The 19,034-nt window shown below is 56.8% G+C and carries 21 protein-coding genes and 2 rRNA genes (1 of these 23 running past the window's edge); 9 read left to right on the top strand and 14 right to left on the bottom strand.

What is annotated here, in order from left to right; all coding sequences use genetic code 11:
• Both H8K03_04650 and rrf read left to right on the top strand, forming a co-directional pair.
• Positions 1–2,350: ribosomal RNA gene (locus H8K03_04650) — 23S ribosomal RNA — on the top strand (it extends 659 nt beyond the left edge of the window).
• 102 nt (positions 2,351–2,452) lie between these two features.
• Positions 2,453–2,569, top strand: a 5S ribosomal RNA gene (gene rrf / locus H8K03_04645).
• A gap of 858 nt (positions 2,570–3,427) precedes the next feature.
• Here rrf and H8K03_04640 read toward each other — a convergent pair.
• On the bottom strand, positions 3,428–3,571 hold the full coding sequence (locus tag H8K03_04640; protein ID UVT21210.1) for a hypothetical protein: 144 nt from the start codon (positions 3,569–3,571) through the stop codon (positions 3,428–3,430).
• Between H8K03_04640 and H8K03_04635 the strand changes: the two genes are divergently transcribed.
• Together H8K03_04635 and H8K03_04630 are read left to right on the top strand one after the other, a co-directional pair.
• On the top strand, positions 3,570–4,178 hold the full coding sequence (locus H8K03_04635) for a DUF3365 domain-containing protein (GenBank protein ID UVT21209.1): 609 nt from the start codon (positions 3,570–3,572) through the stop codon (positions 4,176–4,178). The two genes, H8K03_04640 and H8K03_04635, sit on opposite strands and share 2 nt — an antisense overlap.
• 205 nt (positions 4,179–4,383) lie before the next feature.
• Positions 4,384–4,683, top strand: coding sequence for a YdhR family protein (locus H8K03_04630; GenBank protein UVT21208.1), 300 nt, complete (start codon positions 4,384–4,386; stop codon positions 4,681–4,683).
• Between the two features lie 25 nt (positions 4,684–4,708).
• On the opposite strand, the gene xth is transcribed toward H8K03_04630, so the two are convergent.
• The gene (gene xth / locus H8K03_04625; GenBank protein UVT21207.1) at positions 4,709–5,587 is read right to left on the bottom strand and encodes an exodeoxyribonuclease III; all 879 of its coding nucleotides are present in this window, start codon (positions 5,585–5,587) and stop codon (positions 4,709–4,711) included.
• A gap of 104 nt (positions 5,588–5,691) precedes the next feature.
• On the opposite strand from xth, the gene H8K03_04620 reads away from it, so the two are divergent.
• Positions 5,692–7,020 carry an FAD-dependent oxidoreductase gene (locus H8K03_04620; protein UVT21206.1) on the top strand — a complete coding sequence of 443 codons (1,329 nt, stop codon included), beginning with the start codon at positions 5,692–5,694 and terminating at the stop codon, positions 7,018–7,020.
• 130 nt (positions 7,021–7,150) lie between these two features.
• Here H8K03_04620 and H8K03_04615 read toward each other — a convergent pair whose 3' ends face one another.
• Positions 7,151–7,459, bottom strand: a complete 309-nt coding sequence (locus H8K03_04615) for a GYD domain-containing protein (GenBank protein ID UVT21205.1) — start codon at positions 7,457–7,459, stop codon at positions 7,151–7,153.
• Between the two features lie 254 nt (positions 7,460–7,713).
• Between H8K03_04615 and H8K03_04610 the strand changes: the two genes are divergently transcribed.
• From H8K03_04610 to H8K03_04600, 3 genes are all read left to right on the top strand, one after another.
• Positions 7,714–8,160, top strand: coding sequence for an SRPBCC family protein (locus tag H8K03_04610; GenBank protein ID UVT21204.1), 447 nt, complete (start codon positions 7,714–7,716; stop codon positions 8,158–8,160).
• 193 nt (positions 8,161–8,353) lie between these two features.
• Positions 8,354–8,890 carry a hypothetical protein gene (locus H8K03_04605; GenBank protein UVT21203.1) on the top strand — a complete coding sequence of 179 codons (537 nt, stop codon included), beginning with the start codon at positions 8,354–8,356 and terminating at the stop codon, positions 8,888–8,890.
• A gap of 44 nt (positions 8,891–8,934) precedes the next feature.
• Positions 8,935–9,411 carry a glutathione peroxidase gene (locus H8K03_04600; protein ID UVT22373.1) on the top strand — a complete coding sequence of 159 codons (477 nt, stop codon included), beginning with the start codon at positions 8,935–8,937 and terminating at the stop codon, positions 9,409–9,411.
• Between the two features lie 47 nt (positions 9,412–9,458).
• On the opposite strand, the gene H8K03_04595 is transcribed toward H8K03_04600, so the two are convergent.
• The 11 genes from H8K03_04595 to H8K03_04545 form a co-directional block, all read right to left on the bottom strand.
• Complete coding sequence (locus H8K03_04595) at positions 9,459–10,124, bottom strand: cysteine hydrolase (protein ID UVT22372.1); 666 nt, start codon at positions 10,122–10,124, stop codon at positions 9,459–9,461.
• A gap of 178 nt (positions 10,125–10,302) precedes the next feature.
• Positions 10,303–10,857 carry a hypothetical protein gene (locus tag H8K03_04590; protein UVT21202.1) on the bottom strand — a complete coding sequence of 185 codons (555 nt, stop codon included), beginning with the start codon at positions 10,855–10,857 and terminating at the stop codon, positions 10,303–10,305.
• A gap of 37 nt (positions 10,858–10,894) precedes the next feature.
• The gene (locus tag H8K03_04585; protein ID UVT21201.1) at positions 10,895–11,815 is read right to left on the bottom strand and encodes an NAD(P)H-binding protein; all 921 of its coding nucleotides are present in this window, start codon (positions 11,813–11,815) and stop codon (positions 10,895–10,897) included.
• Positions 11,816–11,844: 29 nt separating this feature from the next.
• A complete protein-coding gene (locus H8K03_04580; GenBank protein ID UVT21200.1) occupies positions 11,845–12,222 on the bottom strand; it encodes a hypothetical protein in 378 nt (125 codons plus the stop codon).
• Between the two features lie 132 nt (positions 12,223–12,354).
• Entirely contained in the window at positions 12,355–12,858 is a 504-nt protein-coding gene (gene msrA / locus H8K03_04575; protein UVT21199.1) for a peptide-methionine (S)-S-oxide reductase MsrA, read from the bottom strand.
• A gap of 59 nt (positions 12,859–12,917) precedes the next feature.
• Positions 12,918–13,427, bottom strand: a complete 510-nt coding sequence (msrB, locus tag H8K03_04570) for a peptide-methionine (R)-S-oxide reductase MsrB (protein ID UVT22371.1) — start codon at positions 13,425–13,427, stop codon at positions 12,918–12,920.
• Positions 13,428–13,485: 58 nt separating this feature from the next.
• Positions 13,486–13,929: a cupin domain-containing protein gene (locus H8K03_04565; GenBank protein UVT22370.1), complete on the bottom strand. Its 444-nt coding sequence runs from the start codon at positions 13,927–13,929 to the stop codon at positions 13,486–13,488.
• A 30-nt stretch (positions 13,930–13,959) separates the two neighbouring features.
• On the bottom strand, positions 13,960–14,883 hold the full coding sequence (locus H8K03_04560) for an NADP-dependent oxidoreductase (GenBank protein UVT21198.1): 924 nt from the start codon (positions 14,881–14,883) through the stop codon (positions 13,960–13,962).
• A gap of 74 nt (positions 14,884–14,957) precedes the next feature.
• Complete coding sequence (locus tag H8K03_04555; protein UVT21197.1) at positions 14,958–15,317, bottom strand: nuclear transport factor 2 family protein; 360 nt, start codon at positions 15,315–15,317, stop codon at positions 14,958–14,960.
• Between the two features lie 323 nt (positions 15,318–15,640).
• Positions 15,641–16,501 carry an NmrA family NAD(P)-binding protein gene (locus H8K03_04550; protein UVT21196.1) on the bottom strand — a complete coding sequence of 287 codons (861 nt, stop codon included), beginning with the start codon at positions 16,499–16,501 and terminating at the stop codon, positions 15,641–15,643.
• A 171-nt stretch (positions 16,502–16,672) separates the two neighbouring features.
• Positions 16,673–17,920: a TCR/Tet family MFS transporter gene (locus H8K03_04545; protein UVT21195.1), complete on the bottom strand. Its 1,248-nt coding sequence runs from the start codon at positions 17,918–17,920 to the stop codon at positions 16,673–16,675.
• A gap of 148 nt (positions 17,921–18,068) precedes the next feature.
• Here H8K03_04545 and H8K03_04540 point away from each other — a divergent pair, with 148 nt between their 5' ends.
• On the top strand, positions 18,069–19,034 hold the full coding sequence (locus H8K03_04540) for a hypothetical protein (protein UVT21194.1): 966 nt from the start codon (positions 18,069–18,071) through the stop codon (positions 19,032–19,034).

The following is a 19,034-nucleotide window of genomic DNA, read 5'->3' as shown; positions in this document are numbered from 1 at the left end:
CTTTTGCTTAATGAGCCTGCGAGTTATCCTGCGTAGCAAGGTTAAGGCGGAAAGCCGGAGCCGTAGCGAAAGCGAGTCCGAATTGGGCATCTAGTTGCGTAGGATAGACCCGAAGCGAAGTGATCTACCCATGGCCAAGGCGAATCCGCCGTAACAGGCGGAGGAGGCCTGAACTGATGTTTGTTGCAAAAAGCTCGGATGAGCTGTGGGTAGGGGTGAAAGGCTAAACAAACTTCGTGATTGCTGGTTCTCCCCGAAATGTCTAGAGGGACAGCCTCGTGTCAGCCGTAACGGAGGTAGAGCACTGAATGGGCTAGGGGCGTTCCAACGCTACTGAACCCAATCAAACTCCGAATGCCGTTACTGGACGCACGGGAGTGAGACTACGAGTGCTAAGATCCGTGGTCGAAAGGGAAATAGCCCAGACCGTCAGCTAAGGTCCCTAAGCGCAAGCTAAGTGGGAAAGGTTGTAACGTCGCTCAGACAGCCAGGAGGTTGGCTTAGAAGCAGCCATCCTTTAAAGAGTGCGTAATAGCTCACTGGTCGAGCGATGGTGCGCCGAAAATTTATCGGGGCTCAAGTTTGCCACCGAAGCTACGGACTTTCCTCGCAAGAGGTGAGTGGTAGGGGAGCATTCTCTGTGCAGTGAAGGTTGACCGACAAGGACAGCTGGAGCGCAGAGAAGAGATTATGCAGGCATAAGTAGCGATAATTGATGTGAGAATCATCAACCCCGTAAACCTAAGGTTTCCTGGCCTATGTTCGTCAGGTCAGGGTGAGTCGGGTCCTAAGCCGAGGCCGAGAGGCGTAGGCGATGGAAAACAGGTCAATATTCCTGTACCACAATGATGGCGTTATCAGCGAAGGGGGGGTGCAGAAGGGTAGGCACCGCCGGGTCCCTGGAATACCCGGTCTAAGCGAGTAGGCGGGTCTTGATGGCAAATCCGCAAGACCGTTAACGCCGAGACGTGATGGGGAGGCCGCAAGGCCATAAACGGGCTGATCCCATGCTGCCGAGAAAAGCCTCGTAGCGAGTCATCATTGTGTCCGTACCGCAAACCGACACAGGTAGGTGGGTGGAATACACCAAGGGGCGTGAGAGAACACTTCCTAAGGAACTTTGCAATTTAGCCCCGTAACTTCGGGAGAAGGGGTGCCACGCGTAGGTGAGTCTGTACAAGGCGAGCCGAACGTGGTTGCAATAAAGTGGCTCTAGCGACTGTTTACCAAAAACACAGGACTCTGCGAACACGCAAGTGGACGTATAGGGTCTGACGCCTGCCCGGTGCTGGAAGGTTAACCGGAGGAGTTAGCCGCAAGGCGACGCTTTGAAGGGAAGCCCCAGTAAACGGCGGCCGTAACTATAACGGTCCTAAGGTAGCGAAATTCCTTGTCGGGTAAGTTCCGACCTGCATGAATGGCGTAACGACTGGAGCGCTGTCTCAGGGAGTGACTCAGCGAATTTGTTGTTCCGGTGAAGAAGCCGGGTGCCCGCAACTAGACGGAAAGACCCTGTGCACCTTTACTACAACTTGACATTGGATGTTGGAAGGCGCTGTGTAGGATAGGTGGGAGCCTGTGAAGCATGGCCGCTAGGTCGTGTGGAGGCGTCCTTGAAATACCACCCTGAACGTTCTGATATTCTAACTCGGTCCTGTCATCCAGGACGAAGACAGTGTCTGGTGGGTAGTTTGACTGGGGCGGTCGCCTCCCAAAAGGTAACGGAGGCGTTCAAAGGTTCCCTCAGGCTGGTCGGTAATCAGCCGTCGAGTGCAAAGGCATAAGGGAGCTTGACTGCGAGAGCGACAGCTCGAGCAGAGACGAAAGTCGGACTTAGTGATCCGGTGGTTCTGTGTGGAAGGGCCATCGCTCAACGGATAAAAGGTACGCCGGGGATAACAGGCTGATCTCCCCCAAGAGTTCACATCGACGGGGAGGTTTGGCACCTCGATGTCGACTCATCGCATCCTGGGGCTGAAGCTGGTCCCAAGGGTTAGGCTGTTCGCCTATTAAAGCGGTACGAGAGTTGGGTTCAGAACGTCGTGAGACAGTTCGGTCCCTATCTGTTGTGGGCGGAGGAGAGTTGAGAGGGGCTTTCACTAGTACGAGAGGACTGTGAAGGACGGACCTCTAGTGTGCCGGTTGTCGCGCCAGCGGCAGCGCCGGGTAGCTATGTCCGGTGGCGATAATCGCTGAAAGCATCTAAGCGAGAAGCGTGCCTCAAGATAAGCTCTCCCGGGGCGTATGCCCCCTAAAGACCACTTGTAGACTACGAGTTTGATAGGCTGGGTGTGGAAGGCTCGTAAGAGCTGTAGCTAACCAGTACTAATCGGTCGTGCGGTTTAACATCCTTTGCTCCTGATAGACATGGTCTCACCGAAATGCGCAGAACGCGTTTCGGAGTGCGGAAGAAAAGTTCTGACGCATACAAGATTTATTCAGTGTGAGTGTTCCCGGTGGCCATACCGGAGGGGCCCCACCCGTTCCCATACCGAACACGGAAGTTAAGCCCTCCAAGGCCGATGCTACTGCTGCCGCGAGGCAGTGGGAAAGTAGGACGCTGCCGGGTTACAAACAGAAAGCCTGCTGGTGAAAGCCAGCAGGCTTTCTTACTTTTTGGCCCGGTGCAGCGTCCCAGAAGAAGGCGGTGGGTTTTATCCGCCGGCATTAATTGCGATAAAACGATAGTTAGCCGGCGGTTCACACGAAGTGTGGTGTGGACCTCTGCCGGGTTACAAAAAGAGCCCGATGACCGAAAGGTCGTCGGGCTCTTCTCTTTTGTCCCCCGGCAGCAAAACCCACTTTCCTAAGCCTACTGAAGGCAAAGTACCTATCCGCCGCGATTTGATCGAACGCGGCGGTACGAGCAAGCTTGGTGTGGACCTCTGCCGGGTTACAAATAGAAAGCCTGCTGGTGAAAGCCAGCAGGCTTTCTTGCTTTTGGGCCCCCGGCAGCAAAACCTACTTTCGATAAAGAAAGCCAGTGGGTCTTATCCGTCGGCATCAAGTGCGATAAAACGATGGTTAGCCGGCGGCTCACACGAAGTGCGGTTTGGACCTCTGCCAGGTAATGTTATCGTAAAGAAATCCTAATCGCTCCTTCAGGAGTGCCGCCACTCTCATCGCAGCTGACTGCATGGCAAATCTAGGTGGGACAATCCGGCTTTGGTTGGATCCACAATTTTGAATTGGAGGGTTTGTAAGGGCGGCAGGCATGCTGCGATCATCCTAAACCATGTTGCATGGAGGGCAGTTCCCCGGGTGACGTTTGTGATCTTACCTCGAACTCCCATCGCATTGGACAATGCGCAGACGGGGAGCGTATGCTTCAGCGTCCCATGACCGTGTGGGCTCGTCAGATCATGAGAGTAAGGGAAAGGGGCCATGTCTTTGGTGCCTTCCCACGACTGCTTCCGATCCGCTCAAGTTATTTCTCGGACTGATCCGACACCGGGATCGTTCCATCCCCTGACACAACGATTTCTTCTTTGTAACACCAGCACAATTCACCTGCACGCGAGATGTGACCGGTCAGACGATCCATTCGCGGGCACAACCGGGAGGTATCCATGCCGTTCTCCCCAAAAATGCTGTGGGGTGCTGCGCTATTGGGATGTGCAATAGGAGGTGCGATTGTGCTGTACCCGGCTCGTACGTTGCCTGGAGTCTCATCGGTCTGCCAGTCGATGGACACGGTCGCCAACTACCTCCATGCCGTGATCGAGGCGGACCGAGATACATATACCCGGCATGTTGTGGAACGTATGCAAACGAAAGGAATCGTCGTCGCCTCGGAAAACTGGGAAAAAAGGCACACTCTTCCCTTGCCGGCCCAATTTCTCATGGAATCCGGACGGCATCTCGATAAGAAGGGCATAGGCATACAGTACCGGCTGATCAGCTCGTGGCCGATCAATAAGCGAAATGTCGCCGCAACTCCCCTCCAAAAGACTGCGCTCGGTACAATCGGGACTCAATCCAACCGTCCCTTCACTGGAGTCACGAAGGTAGGCGACACCGCTTACTACGAAGCAGTGTATCCTGATCTGGCCGTCACCCAGGCCTGTGTCGGCTGCCATAATGCCCATCCCGACAGCCCCAAGCGAGACTTCAAGGTCAATGATGTCATGGGTGCGATCGTGATCAGTATTAAGTTAGGACCCGGTTTCCCTGGATAGAGAATCAGACGGCCATCCAGTCATGGATGTACCCGTGATCAGGTTGAGATTTGTCGACGACGCACGCCGGATCTAAGATAATGGAAGGATCGATGGATGGACCAGCCTTATAAATTATATGTGGCTGATCTAGTTGAAAAATCTTGAGAACAGGCGTCGCAGGCCTTCCGAGTGACATAGATATCTACATCGAAGGGAGTCCAACATGATCGGTGTATTCGTCACGTTTCGCTACACAGACAATTTTAATGAGCAAGCTGTGCGGAAAATCGCTGAGACCGTACGTGCCAAGTTTGAGGGCATGCCCGGATTGCGTTCCAAGGCCTTCACGGTCAATTCCGGCAAGCGTGAGGCCACGAATTTCTACGTCTGGGACTCAGAGGATACAGCCAAGGCGTTTTTCAATGATGCCCTTCTGGAGCGTGTCACGGGTCTCTATGGAGTACGCCCCACCGTCGAGTTCGTGCAAATTGCCACGCTCGTGGAGAATGCTCGAAAGGACTAAACGGGCTGGGGATGGGCGTAGCGCATCACTGCTTCCGCGAACGCTCAGCGATGCGCGAATCTGCCGAAGTCCAGCCGGCGTCGAACGGATGGCCAGGGCTATCGATGTCGATAATCACCGGCGCGTGATCCGAGGGTACTGGTTTTCCTTTCCGTGCTTCGCGATCGATCTCAGCCCAAATGACGCGGTCCTTTAGTGGCGCGGTTACGAGTAGGTGATCGATGCGCATGCCGACGTTTTTATAGAAGCTCCCGGCTCGGTAGTCCCACCACGTGTACCGCCCCGGTTCCGGGTGATGTAATCGGTAGGCATCGACGAATCCAGCGGTCGACAGCCGCGCGTATGCCTGCCGCTCGCGTTCCGACACATGCGTGCCGCCCAAACAGGCCTGGATGTCCCACACATCGATATCCTCGGGCGCCACATTGAAGTCACCGCCAATGACGGCCGGTGTATCCGGCGTGACGGCCTGATTGATCCAGCGAGCCAGCTTGTCGAACCATACCAGCTTCGCTTCATAAAACGGCGAATCGATCTGTCGGCCGTTCGGCGCATACACAGAGATGATGCGTATGCGGCCGCATTCGGCGCTGACCATGCGCGCCTCGGCCAACGGTTCATCATCGCCGGTATCAGCTGTTCGTGCCGGCCGTAACGACTCTCCAAAGTTTGTGATTACGCCTCCAATGCCGCATCGGCTCGCGATCGCGACCCCATTCCATCGACCCTCACCATGGTGCACGAGTTCGTATCCGGCCTGCTTGAATGGTGCGACAGGCGCGTGCGCGTCCGCCAGCTTCGTTTCCTGCATCAGCAGCACGTCCGGCTTCGCCCGATCCAGCCACCACATGACCTTGTCGAGGCGTGCTTTCAGCGAGTTCACATTCCAGGTGGCAATCCGCATATCTCCAGCTTATCCCATCTCGGCGGAGCAGTGGGGGAGAAAAACGGAGATCATTTTTCCATCCCATCTAGTTTGAGTCTTTCTGCTCCTGCTAAGCTGCTCCCATGACTCGATCTCTCCGAGGAAAGTCCGTCATCGTGGTTGGAGCCGGGCTGGCGGGTTTGACGGCTGCCGTGGAGTTGCAGAGACACGGCGCGGCCGTCACGGTGCTGGAAGGTCAGGATCGGGTCGGCGGAAGGGTGTTGACGATCAGGGACGGGTTCGTTGGGCGACAGCATGCCGAAGCGGGCGCCGATTTCATTGACGAAGAACACGAAGAGATGTGTCGGTTGGTTCACAGCGTCAAGTTGAAGCTGGTTCCGGTCTTACGTTCCGGATTTTCCTTCGCGCTCTCCTTCAGCGGCAAGGTTCGGCCGCCTCTTTCCGGCGAAGGGATCTGGAAACGATTGAGGCACCATCTGGCGCCGCTGATCCATGCCTATCGGTTGAGCGAGCAGCGATGGGATGGAGCGGTTGCCAGGACATTGGGCACGATGTCCGTGGCGGACTGGATGAAAGAGGCGTCGTTGCCGCGCGAGTTGTGTCACATGCTGGTTGGCTTGCGAGGATTCTTCCTGGCCGATCCAGCCGACCTGTCCTTGCTCAGTTTGGTCGATCAAGTGGCATCCGGCAGTCCGGGGAAGGGCGGCATGTACCGGATCGCAGGTGGAAATGACCAGTTGCCAAAGACGCTGGCGTCGATGCTCCACGACCAGGTGCTGCTCCGGCATGAAGTGTGTGCCGTCTCCCAATCCAAGGCGACCGTTCGTGTCCGTGTTCGTACCGGAAATAATGAGTCGTGGCTTCGAGCCGATTATCTCATTCTCGCGCTACCGGCCACGAGAATGCGGATGCTCGAGATTCGACCGGCCTTGCCTTGTGAACAGGCTGCTGCCGTCTCGAAATTGTCCTACGGGCCGGTTACCAAAACGCTGCTGCAGTTTGATCGCCGATTCTGGAACAACCCGCATCGGCGGTTGGCGTATGGCACGAACCTGCCGATCGGCGCTGTTTGGGATGCCAACGAACAACAGAAGGGAAAGCCGGGGATCTTATGCCTGATGGCCGGAGGGACGACAAGTGCAGCGACCCGTCAGATTTTATCGACTGCCGGGACGGTGGCTCTGGTTCGAGCGCTCGACTGGCTCGGCAGCACCAGAAAGAGTCTGATCTCCATGCGTTCCGTCACGTGGGAACAGGATCCTTGGGTTCAGGGAGGCTACGCGGTCTTTAGTCCGCGATTCGATCCCGCGTTACGCGCATGGTTGGCCCGTCCTTGTGGTCGTATTCTTTTTGCCGGCGAACACACCAGCTTGCGATGGCAAGGCTACATGAATGGAGCAGTGGAAAGCGGATTACGAGCCACAGCCGAGGTCCAAGCCTTGAGCCGGTGATTGGCGAGAGTGGAAAGACGTTCTGCTTTTCCCGTGACCGATGTCTGTGGATCAGGGCAGGCTCATCACCCGGATGAACCTGCCCCGGTGAGTTGTTGATGGACTGGGATCATGCTCGTGTCCACACGAGCTATTTTTTCTTCCCCATCGTTTCTTGTAGAAGGGCTTTCCATTCGTCCCTGTTGACAGCCGGCATCGTCGTAATCTGGATATGTCCCATGGAGGCATTCATGACTGCGGCTTTCATGGCTGTCTTGTTGTCCGGAAATTCCCAGATCGCCACGACATCATATTCACCAAGGCAATAATACGCCTGGATCAGCTTGCCGCCGAACGTTTTGGCGTTCCTCTTGACCATCTCGGCGCGCTCGACGCCCTGGTCCTTCATGGTTTGAAGCCCCTGCTGACTGAACTTCACGAGACTCACGTAGGTCGGCATGGTAGCCCTCCTTGGTGGGATGGACATCTGTGGATTATTGGATGCCGCAAATCTTAGGCCTCTTTGGTGGACCGAAACAAGAGTGAGTTTGCCGTGCATTCGATGGGGACGCGCGAATGGTGAGTTCGGCTGCTGATTGGAGAGGCGGCGATGAAGCCTGTCGATTTCTCGAAGCCCGTTCGACTACAAGGTATAGGAGCTATCATGCGGAGCGCTCTGGATCAATCTCAACCCATAAGAAAGGAACAATAGCCGTGGGAACCAATACCATTCGACTCCATCGTGTGTTTCGTGCGACACCTGAACGGATTTACCGGGCGTTCCTTGATGCGGACGCCATGACGAAATGGCTACCGCCTAACGGTTTTACCGGCAAGGTCCATCACATGGATGCCAAAGTCGGCGGCACGTTCAAGATGTCGTTTACCAACTTCACCACAGGCAAGAGCCACTCGTTCGGCGGCCAGTACCTCGAACTCGTTCCGCATGAACGGATTCGCTACACCGAGAACTTCGACGACCCGAACCTGCCGGGAGAAATTCGCGTGACCGTCACGCTAAAGAAAGTGTTTTGTGGAACGGAAGTACATATCGTACAGGAAGGTGTGCCCGACGTGATTCCGGCTGAGGCCTGCTATCTCGGTTGGCAAGAATCGCTCATTCTGCTCGGGAAACTGGTCGAAGCGGAGATCCAAGACTAAGATCACCGGCAGACGGACCGACAAGGCAGAGCTTCCTAAATGTTCCAAAGGGGGCTCATGAGTAGGCTGAAAGTTGCGGCGGCAGTAGGCGGTTGCATCGCGGAGTCGACGGTATAAATCATGTTTGGCTGCTGCTATACTGCCGGACGGATGCAGAGCCGCCGGTCGTCCGGTTCGAACCGAGGAGGTTCCGATGCTGCCGCTCAGCCTTGCCGTGATTCTGGTCTCGTTGCTCGCATCACCTGTTTTTGCAGAAGAGAAATCGGCTTGCTCACTGTTGACCTCGAATGACATTGAGGGGGTCAGCGGTGGGAAAGTGACCGCGTCGCAGCCGTTGCACTTTGATGACATTCCAACCGGCCAGAACAAGGTCGTGAAAGTGGTCGGCTGCATGTGGGGCGTCTCCACTATGGGGCAAGTCTCCATGAGTTGGCTTGTCGGCCCCCTTACCGATGACGAGATTGCCCAGTTGATCAAGATGACCAAGAACAATGTGGGAACCGACAACCTTAAAAAGGCCGGCTACAAGGAGACAGCTAAAGATTTTCCCCAAGCCTGGTGCTCGACCTATACTCCACCGGCATCAGCCAAAGACGGTCTGCTCATGTCTGCCTGTGCCGGTGGAGCAAAGGGTCACGGGCTTACGCTCACGTTCATGAGCCCCACCAAAGCACTGACAATCGATCAGACGAAGGCACTCCTGGACAAGGCCGCTTCGCACGTCCGCTGAGGACGCACCGTCAACACCCGGAGCACACCATGGATACGCACGCTATGAGCTTTTATGACATCGACCTCGTCACCATCGAGGGCAAGGCGCAGAAGATGGATGCCTATCGCGGAAAGACGTTGCTCATTGTGAACGTCGCGAGTCAGTGCGGATTTACGCCGCAGTATCAGGGACTGCAAGCGCTCTACGACAAATTCAAAGACCGCGGATTCGAGGTGCTCGGGTTCCCCTGCAACCAGTTCGGACAGCAAGAACCGAATGGGGAAGCAGAGATCGAGCAGTTCTGCACCAGGAACTTCGGTGTCACCTTTCCGATGTTTACAAAGATCGACGTGAACGGTGCGAACGCGCACCCGCTCTACCAGTATCTCAAATCTGAGAAGCCCGGGATTCTCGGTACCGAGGCGATCAAGTGGAACTTCACCAAGTTCCTCGTCGGCTCCGACGGCACGGTCCTCAAGCGCTATGCGCCAAGCGATAAACCGGAAGCGATTGGCGCTGATGTGGCCGCGATGTTGTAGGGAACTGCGGAACCTTTGCCCTGTCGTATCCTCGCCTAGAATCTATTTCACTGTGCGAATCGTTCCACAACTTGAGCGGTTGTGACGACTTCGCCGAAGATGCCGCCCTCGACACCGATCATGGCCAAGGCGGCCTTGTGCAGGGTCGGATCGCCCGAAGCGCAGGCATCGCTCACCGTGATACATCGGTAACCAAGGTCGACCGCTGAACGCAGTGTCGAACTGACGCACACCTCCGTGGTGACGCCTGTGATGATAAGCGTTTCAATACTGCGCTTGGTCAGTGCCTGTTGCAGCGTGGTGTGGGAGAACGCACTATAACCGGGCTTGTCGATAACGATCTCACCAGCCTTTGGGCGTAGGCTCTCGACGAAATCGTGCCCAACCTCTCCACGCACCAGCAGGCGTCCGAGCGGCCCCTTCGAGCCGATTTCCGCACCGGCTCTTCGGCTGCGCTCCAGCTTATATGGGGGACAGTCGGAGAGGTCAGGCACATGGCCTTCGCGGGTGTGCACGATCAGCAGTCCGGCTGCCCGTCCCACCGCGAGCAGCTTTTCAATCGGACGGATGGTTGCGGTCAGGGGCGCGATGTCGAGTCCCGCCTGTGCCGCGTACCCTTCCGGCAGGAGAAAATCACGCTGCATGTCGATCACCAGCAAGGCGGTTCGCGCGGGTGTCAGAGAATCGAGCAGGCTCGTCGTCGGTCGATACATGCCATACGATCTACTCGGGGAAAGTCCTATGTTCCCCAGCAAGGCAGCAATTCCGACGCCGGCCGCGAGCCTGCTGCCTTGAACCAGGATGTCACGCCGTGATGGGCCGTCCCCGCTCGTGGACACCTCGTCTACAACGATAGGATCCGTCGTATTAAGATGCTTCGTTCTCATCGCCCTACTTTTTGGTGCAGCGAGAGTCCGTCTTCTGAATCGCTGCGATCTTCTCGTCATCGAACGGGATAGGCGCACACCCGTGTCCCTTTTCACAGACGAAGTCGAATTTCGCCGCCGGTTGATGGCAACTTAAACACGTCACGCCTTGGGAATGATTGACGACCTGGTCTCCTCGCTCTTTGATCTTCGTCCCTTCCTTGGAGACCTCCAGATCGAAAAACTCCCAGCCGTTCGTCGTGGGAAACTTCTCACGCGGATGCTTCACCATGGCCTCAAACGGAATGAGCTGAAGGATAGTACCGACGGGATACTCCTTGTCCGGCACGCTGTCGCGGAAGATCCGCATCGCCTCTTTCAACTTCTTCGGATCGTCGTGTTTAAAGTATGTGTTTCTGACCTTCGGCCAGTCGAGGATGCAGCCGAAGGTTTGCTCGGTTACCGTGATATCTTGTGCCGACACGCCGGACACGATGAACAAGCCAAGCCCGGCAGCAAGGATGCTCCGTTTCATGACCCTGGCTGAAAACCTGGTGATGATCGCGATCCTATGACGCATGTGGTGTACTCCTTTCTTAGTCATTTCTCTGGAACCCTCAGACAATCCCTTGTACCGAGGGGGTAAACTTCGCCGCATGCTTTGCGATGAACTCCTGCACGCTCAATGGCCTCTCGCCCGTCAACGTGAATACGTCGTCCGACATCCGGTCGTAATGCCCCGCGCGGTGCAGATCGGCCATCGTCGCGAGGTGGTGTACCAGGTGAGCCGGTAAACCTCGTTTGAGCAGCCCGTCTTGCCACGCCTCGACCGGAATATCCGCAAAGGTAATCTTTCGGCCGAGCGCCTTCGAATACTCCTGTGCAAAGAACTGCATGTTCTCGGACTGCGGACCGGTCAGGTGATAGGTCTTTCCGATGTGCGGCTTCGGATCGGCAAGCAACGCGGCGATGACACGGGCAACGTCTTCTACCGCGACCGGAGAAGTTTTGCCTTCGCCGAACGGAAGCCTGATCTGATCCGACTCCTTGACCGAATCGGGGGTGAAGATCAGGAAAAAGCCGTCGAGCAGCACGGTCGGCCGCACGTGCACGACCGGCAGCCCTGACCAGTTCAAGGCCTGTTCGGCGAGCCAGTGCAATTTGTGCTGCGGGCTTGGGGTAGTTTCGGTGATGCTCATTTGCGCGAGCGTCATCTGCGACATGTTGATGAACGCTTTCACGCCGTGATGCTTCGCCACGGCTGCCGTGTTGATCGTCGCGGTCAGGTAGGTGTCCGAGACCGACATGCCGAAGTACATGGTGTCGCAGCCCACAATCGCCCTATGCATCGAATCGAGGTCGAGCAGGTCGCCGACCACGACCTGGGCACCCATATCGCGCAATGCCTCCGCGCGCTGGTCTTCATGCCGCACCATCGCGCGCACCGCTCGGCCTCGCTTGAGCAGCAGTTCGGTGACCGTGCGGCCTATCCCACCGACGCGGCCCGCCGCGCCGGTTACTAGAATGGGAGTTTCCATCTCATGTACTTCTATGCGGTCATCGCTGATTAGAGAAACGGCCCGCTATAGAAGAACTCTTCCCTCGTGACCGTGTCGTTCTTGACCGTATAGAGCCCAACTTCTTCGTGCGTGACGCGCTTCCCGCCGGCCTTAGGGGAAAAGTCGATCGACATGTAGACGCCGAAACGGCCTGAGCTCGCATCGGCGTCGCCGCAAAAGAACGGCCCGCGGAGATCCTGGCTATGGATGGCATTGTTGCCCTGAAAAATCTCCGACTTGCGGATGACCGGCTGCTTGCCGACCGTTTCCTTGCCGTCGCCTTCGACTGAGACCATCTCCGGCGCGTACATCGTATGCATAAACTCAAAGTGCTTCCCCTGGTTGCACAACTCCATAAATTTCCCCGCGACAGCTCGAACGCTCATAGCGACCTCCTTCTTATCTCTGAAGAGTGGTAACGCTACCTGTACGACTTTGCCCTGGGACTCATTCATGGACACCATAATAAGATTTCAAAATAGCCACCATCGAGGTGTAGGCAGCACGAGCCTTACAACTCAGACCCGCTGCGGTAACTTCCAGTTGGGTCTCACATAGTGACAGGTGTATCCGTGTGGATATCGTTCAAGATAATCCTGATGCTCCGGTTCCGCCTGCCAGAACGGACCGGCCGGCCGGACCTCCGTGACTACTTTGCCGGGCCATAGCCCCGACGCGTTCACATCGGCGATCGTTTCTTCTGCCACTATGCGTTGAGCCTCCGACGCATAGTAGATCCCCGAACGGTATGAGGTTCCTCGATCGTTCCCCTGGCGATCGACTGTCGTCGGGTCGTGAATTTGGAAAAACGTTTCCAGTAAGCTACGGAACGTCAGCGTGTCCGGGTCGAACACGACCTCGATGGCTTCCGCATGCGTCCCATGGTTGCGATACGTGGCATTCGGCACGTCGCCACCGCTGTAGCCGACGCGTGTAGACCGCACACCGGGGAGCTTGCGGATGAGATCCTGCATGCCCCAGAAACAACCGCCGGCCAATATTGCTGTTTCAGTTCGGCTCATGGACATACTCCTTTCGTCGTGCGCAAGTTCTGCGTCGGACGTTCGTCTCTTTTGGAAGATTATCCCTCAGCCTTCCGCAACGAGACGGCGTTGATGCAGAACCGTAACCCGCTCGGTTCAGGTCCATCTGGAAACACATGGCCGAGATGAGCATCGCACACATTGCACGTTGTCTCGATCCGGTTCATGTCATAGCTGTCATCCTGATGATAGGCGATCACGGCCGGCGCCATGGGTTGGGTGAAACTGGGCCAACCGGAGTGGCTCTGATACTTTCGTGTCGCATCGAACAGCACGGTATCACAGCAAAGACATCGATACTGTCCCGGCTCGAACAGCCGACACATATCCGAGCTGTGCGCCCGCTCAGTCCCCTTCAGGCGCGTCACACGAAATTGGTCATCGGTAAGGAGTGCACGCCACTGCGCATCCGTCTTCTCTACTCGGCGTGGTGGCCGAGGATTGCCGTGACGAGCCAGACGGACTACATCATCCCATTGCAAAGTCTCCGCTGAAGGGGCATCGCCCTCCGCCCGATCCGCTGTATTGGAACGGTCTTCATACTGCATCATAGATCCTCCGTTCAACGGCCCGATGAGGCACGCGCTTCAAGTACTCCAGATTGATTCACTTCCCGCTGCCGGGTGACTTCATCGGCACGACGAGCGGCTCGTTCTCCTGTGACAGCAGAAACACCAGCAGCTTGGCCGGTTCGGTCTTGCTCGCATTCTTGGATACGGCATGCGGTATCTTGGGAGACTCATACCAGCTCTGACCTTTTGTATAAGTCACGGGCGCCTGGCCTCCTAATTGAGAGACGACGGCTCCCTCCAGAACGTAGGCGAACACCGAACCAGGATGGAAGTGCTGGTCGGATGCGGCCCCCGGTGCATAGTCCACGGTGATGACAGTGCCTTCTTTACCGGCCAGGTCGGCCAACCATTCCTTCAACAGGACCGACACGGCATCTTCTGCCAGAGCGGTTTGTCCCAGCAACAGAATCGCTCCTGCCAGTGTCGTCCACTGCAGTGTCTGTCTCGTGACAGTGCGGATACATAATGTGATCGTCATCATTCACATGCTCCTTTCCTGCCCCACGTATCACGTCTGCGCGATACGGAGAACATTCTTCCCGCGCATAGGTTTCTGTTCGTAAGCCTGGCGAAAATGCTCCATCGCGAAGATGGAACCCGCGACGGGTCTGAGGACACCGGTATCGATCAGATGCGAAATGTTCATCAACTGATTCCGGTTTGGTTCGACGATAAAGAAGGCATCGCGCACCCGCGGTTCTTTCACCCCTTCGGCATCGGCCGCAATGGTCACCAGCCGGCCACCCTTTCTGAGCACTCCCCAGGAACGGTCTCTCGTGTCTCCTCCGATCGTATCAAGTACCACATCGACGTCTCTGATAACCGTGTCGAACGGTGTGATCCGGTACTCTATGACTTCATCGGCGCCGAGCGCCTTGACAAAGTCGGTGTTTGCCGCCGAGGCCGTTGCGATCACATGTGCATTCTGATGCCGGGCTACCTGCACGGCAAAGCTGCCGACACCGCCGGCTGCACCATGGATCAATACCCGTTGTCCTGCCGACAGATGGGCGTGATCGATAAGGGCCTGCCAGGCGGTCAGGACTGAGATCGGGATCGCTGCGGCCTGAGTATGTTCAAGTGTGGCAGGCTTCGGAGCAATGTGGGGAGGCACGGTCACACAATATTCCGCCTGCGCCCCGTCTATGAACCAATCGCTCAGGCCATAGATATGATCTCCAACTCGAACACCCGTGCACTCCGGCCCGACCGCTTCGACAACACCCGAGAATTCGTGACCCAGGATAATTGGAAAGGGTCTCTCTCCGCCTTCAAGAGTATGAAAGGTGGGATACCAGGCGAACTCCGTGGGCGTGATCGCTGTGGCATGAACCTGAACGAGCACCTGATTGTCGTTTGGAATCGGTTTCGGTGCATCGTCATAGCGAAGCGAGTCGGGGCCTCCAAGTTGATGGAGCCGTATCGCCTTCATGGGAAGAGCCTCATCATGTGATCTTCGTTCCCGATCATATGAAGAACAGTGTGGTGCTTCGATTCTACGCGTCGTTACCGCGCGCCTCCGGCGAAGAACTGCTCGCGCGTAATCTTGTTGTCCTTGACCGTGTAGATACCGACCTCTTCCACCGTGATCCGCTGGCCGGTGGCTTTGGGGGTGACTTCGAAGGTGAAGTGAACCGCGAACTGATTGGGACCGTTGAAGAACGGACCACGGACCTTTTCTCCGCTGATGGGATTTTGGGCCTGAAAGCGCTCGGACTTCTGGATGACCGGTGCCTTGCCGGCGGTTTCCTCGCCGTTGGGTTCGACGGACACGATGTCGGGAGCGTACATCGTATGCATGACGTCGAAGTTCTTGCCTTGGTTGCACATCTCCACAAACTGGCCGGCAATGGTTTGAAGGGTCATGGTGCGCTCCTTTCTAGAAGACTTACTCGCTGCGTGCTTGTGTGGCCCTGGAGGAGGATCCGGTAGCCATAGCACACGTCCGCAGTAAGGTTATGGGTTGTGGTACCGCGTAGACCGATCCTCATCGATCCTGTTGCGTCAATGGAAATCAATTGCGTCGGAGGTTTCCCAAGTCGTGTCATGACAAGAGATACCTAAATCGACCACCTTTCTCACGGAGTAGGCAGTCGCGCCTCAGGTGGTCGCAGGCGGGTGTAGAATTCAAAGTATGAACTTCTTCAACAGGCACTGTCAAAGAGCGTGACTTGAAATCATGGAGCTGCCTAGCTCGCCTTTCCCCACTCGATTGTCTTGACCCACTCGGCAAACGTGGTCAGAGGAATTCCGTATTGTTGCTTTAGTTTCTGAATGTTGATCGCGTAGCCGACTTTGTTGAACCAGCGGAACATGACGGCGAAGTCATGTCCGAGTGCGCTCTCGGCTCGGTCCAATGGAAATTCTTGAAAGCTGATCGGTCTCCCCATGGCCTTCGTCAAGAGAGCCGCAACCTCGGGGATCGTGAGTTCATCACCCGCCAGGTCAATCGCCTGGCCGATGAAATCTTTCGGGCGCATAAACGCCGCCGCGCTGAAAGCACCGATGTCCTTGAGCGCGACCATCGCAAGTTTCCTGGCCGGTTTCATGGGCACACTGATAACGCCATCTGCGGACGGTTTCGCAAACGTGGTGAAGTTCTCCATGAACCAGACCGGCCGCAGAATCGTTGCCGGCAATCCGATCTTCTGGATATGCTGCTCCACCTTCCATTTGCTCTCGAAGTGCGGAATCCCGGTCTGGCGATGTGCGCTGCCGACCGACGTATACACATAATGCGTGATTCCGGCTTGCTTGGCGGCATCCGCCAGCATGATCCCCTGACGCACCTCCGCGTCCATGCCCGCCTCGAACGGGGTGGACATGGCAAAGACGCCGTTCACGCCGCGCAACGCCATCTGCAGAACCGCCTGGTTGGTCAAATCGCCTTGCACGATCTCGGCCCCGGCCTTTGCCAGAGCCGCCGCCTTTTCCGGATGCCGCGTCATCACTCGAACCTTCTGCCCCTTTGCGATCAACGCCCGTGCAACCGCTCCACCTTGTTGCCCCGTCGCTCCGGTTACCAATATCGGATTGTTTGAGGCTGCCATTGTCATCCTCCTTTATCTCGACATGCCAACGGACTTCTCCTTACGTCTCCATAAAACTTGGCATAAATCGAATCGTAATGCATCCCGAAAAAATGCGGATGGGATGCTTGATGGTTTGGAACAGTGTTTGGAGGGCTCGATCGAGACGAACAAGGTCGCTCTAGGTATGCACTAGCATGGATCAGCAGGGTCGTGGCCGGGTCTCGTCACGTGCCAGGCAATCGTCGATGCGCTGACCATGAGGAACGAAGCCAAGAGGAATGGCGCGCCCGGCGCATGCCAGATTGAACCCGCACTGATGGCGTAGGCGAAGATTTGGCTGAACAACATTGGACCGATCAGGCCGGTCATGCCATTGATGCTTGCGAGGGCGCCTTGTAGTTGCCCCTGTTCAGACCCGCTGACGCGTCGAGACATCAGCGCCTGTGTCGCCGGCCCCGCCAGCCCCCAGAACGCCATGAAGGGAATGCCGAGACAGTAGATCCAGCCTCGCGGCGCGAATCCGTAGACGAAGAATCCAAGCGCGCCGCTGAGCGAGCCGATCAGCAAGGTGGCTCGCTCACCCACGCGCGCCGTGATCGGACGGACCAGTCCGCCTTGCACAATCATTGCCGCGAGCCCGACGGCGGCCATCACCATTCCTACCATGCCGGTCCCCCATCCATACCGATAACTCAAGTAGAGAACCGCCGTACTCGGCAGCACCGCATGGGCAAGATAGCCAAGGAATGCGACGGTGGAGAGACCGAACAATTCACGATGTGATCGCAAGAGCACAAGCGATCCGACGGGATTCGCTCGCCGCCAGCTGAATGCCATCCGTCTGGCCGGGGGCAACGATTCACGCAGCACAAAAAATCCGTAGCACGCATTCAATAGACTTAGGGCCCCTGCGCCCCAGAACGGCCATCGCGGGTCGATGGCGCCGAGCCATCCGCCGATCGCCGGGCCAAAGATAAATCCAAGACCGAAGACCATCCCGATCTTGCCGTATGCCGCAGCCCGTTGTTCCGGCGGTGTGACGTCGGCGATGTAGGCGCCGGCGGTGCTGAAGCTGGACGACGCGATGCCGGAGATGGTGCGACCGAGGAACAGCCAAGCGACGTTCGGCGCCAGCGCCATCACAATGTAGTCGAGACCCAGTCCGAGATTCGACAGCAACACGATAGGTCTGCGGCCGAATCGGTCGGACAGCGCGCCCTGAATGGGGGAGCAGACGAACTGCATGACCGCCCAGGTCGTGCCCATCAAGCCGTAGATCGCCGCAGCCTTCGCCGTGTCGCCGGACACAAACTCCTCGACGAGTTTCGGTAATACGGGAATGATGATCCCGAACGACAGCATGTCGAGAAGAACGGTAATGAGGATGAAAAGGATCGCGCCTCGAGGGGGTTCGGTCGCGGCAGGTGTGGCGGTCATAGGCGGCACAATCCTACCAGGATGCGACGCCGAACTGTATCAACATAAGCTCACACTCAACGGCCTACTGATTCTGATCCATGTCGCGAGGCATGGACGCACGTGAAGCGAACACGTAGAATGATCCTCTTTTTCATGTAGGGAGCGGATGAGTTCGACGGCTGTGCGTGCGATCATTCTGGTGTTCGTCTGTGGACCACTGTTCGGTTTTGCCGATGTGCCCAACCGGTCCATCGACGTCGTGCCTCATTGGAAAAAAGGAGAGCGGCTGAGTCTCGAAATTACCAGAGTGCGCGAAAGGGTGGTTGACGGCAAGTCGACGGTTACAGGGAAAACGTACACTCCCTTCACACTGGAGGTGCTGAGTGCAGCCGACGACGGGTACCTCGTCGGGTGGACGCTGGGCGAGACCAAGTTCGAGAAGGACGTATCGGCCGAGGAGTCGTTCCTTCGTCAAGTGGTTGATATCATGAAAGGGCATCAGATTGTACTCCAGATCGATCCGCACGGCACGATCATCGCGGTGCGGAACTGGAAACAGCTCAAGGACGCAGCGCTCAAAACGATGGATACCATCCTATCGGCGACGACCGACACGCCCAAGGGGAAGGTGGACCCGACGCTCATCGCCAAGTTGCGTGCTCAATCAGCATCCATGCTGGCGACGAAGGACCAAGTTGAACGACTGTGCACGCGCGAAGCCAAACTCTACTTCATGGTTCTTGGGCGACACTATGCCCTGAACGAACCCTTGGGATACAAGGATGTTCTGCCGAATCCGCTCGGCGGCGAGGCTTTCCCGACGCAGGCCACGTTCGTCATGAAATCGTATGACCACAAGTCGGAGCAGGCCGTCATCGCCTGGCGCCAAATGCCCGATCCCAAGGAGACGGCTCGGATTCGTGAAGCCATGGTCAAGGAGATGACGTCCCGTCTGGCAGGAAAGAAACCTCCGCAGGGAGCATTTTCGGATGCGATTGCGATGGAAGACCGCGCCGAAATGCTCGTGGATGTTGCCGCGGGGTGGGTGAACACGCTCTCGCATGCGCGTTCATTGACGATCGGGCATCGCGCTCAAGTGGATACCACCTCGATCGTCAGGCGAGTCCCGTGA

It is taken from the genome of Nitrospira sp. (assembly GCA_024760545.1).
Taxonomy (GTDB): Bacteria; Nitrospirota; Nitrospiria; order Nitrospirales; family Nitrospiraceae; genus Nitrospira_D.
This window is presented reverse-complemented; position numbering and strand designations above follow the sequence as displayed.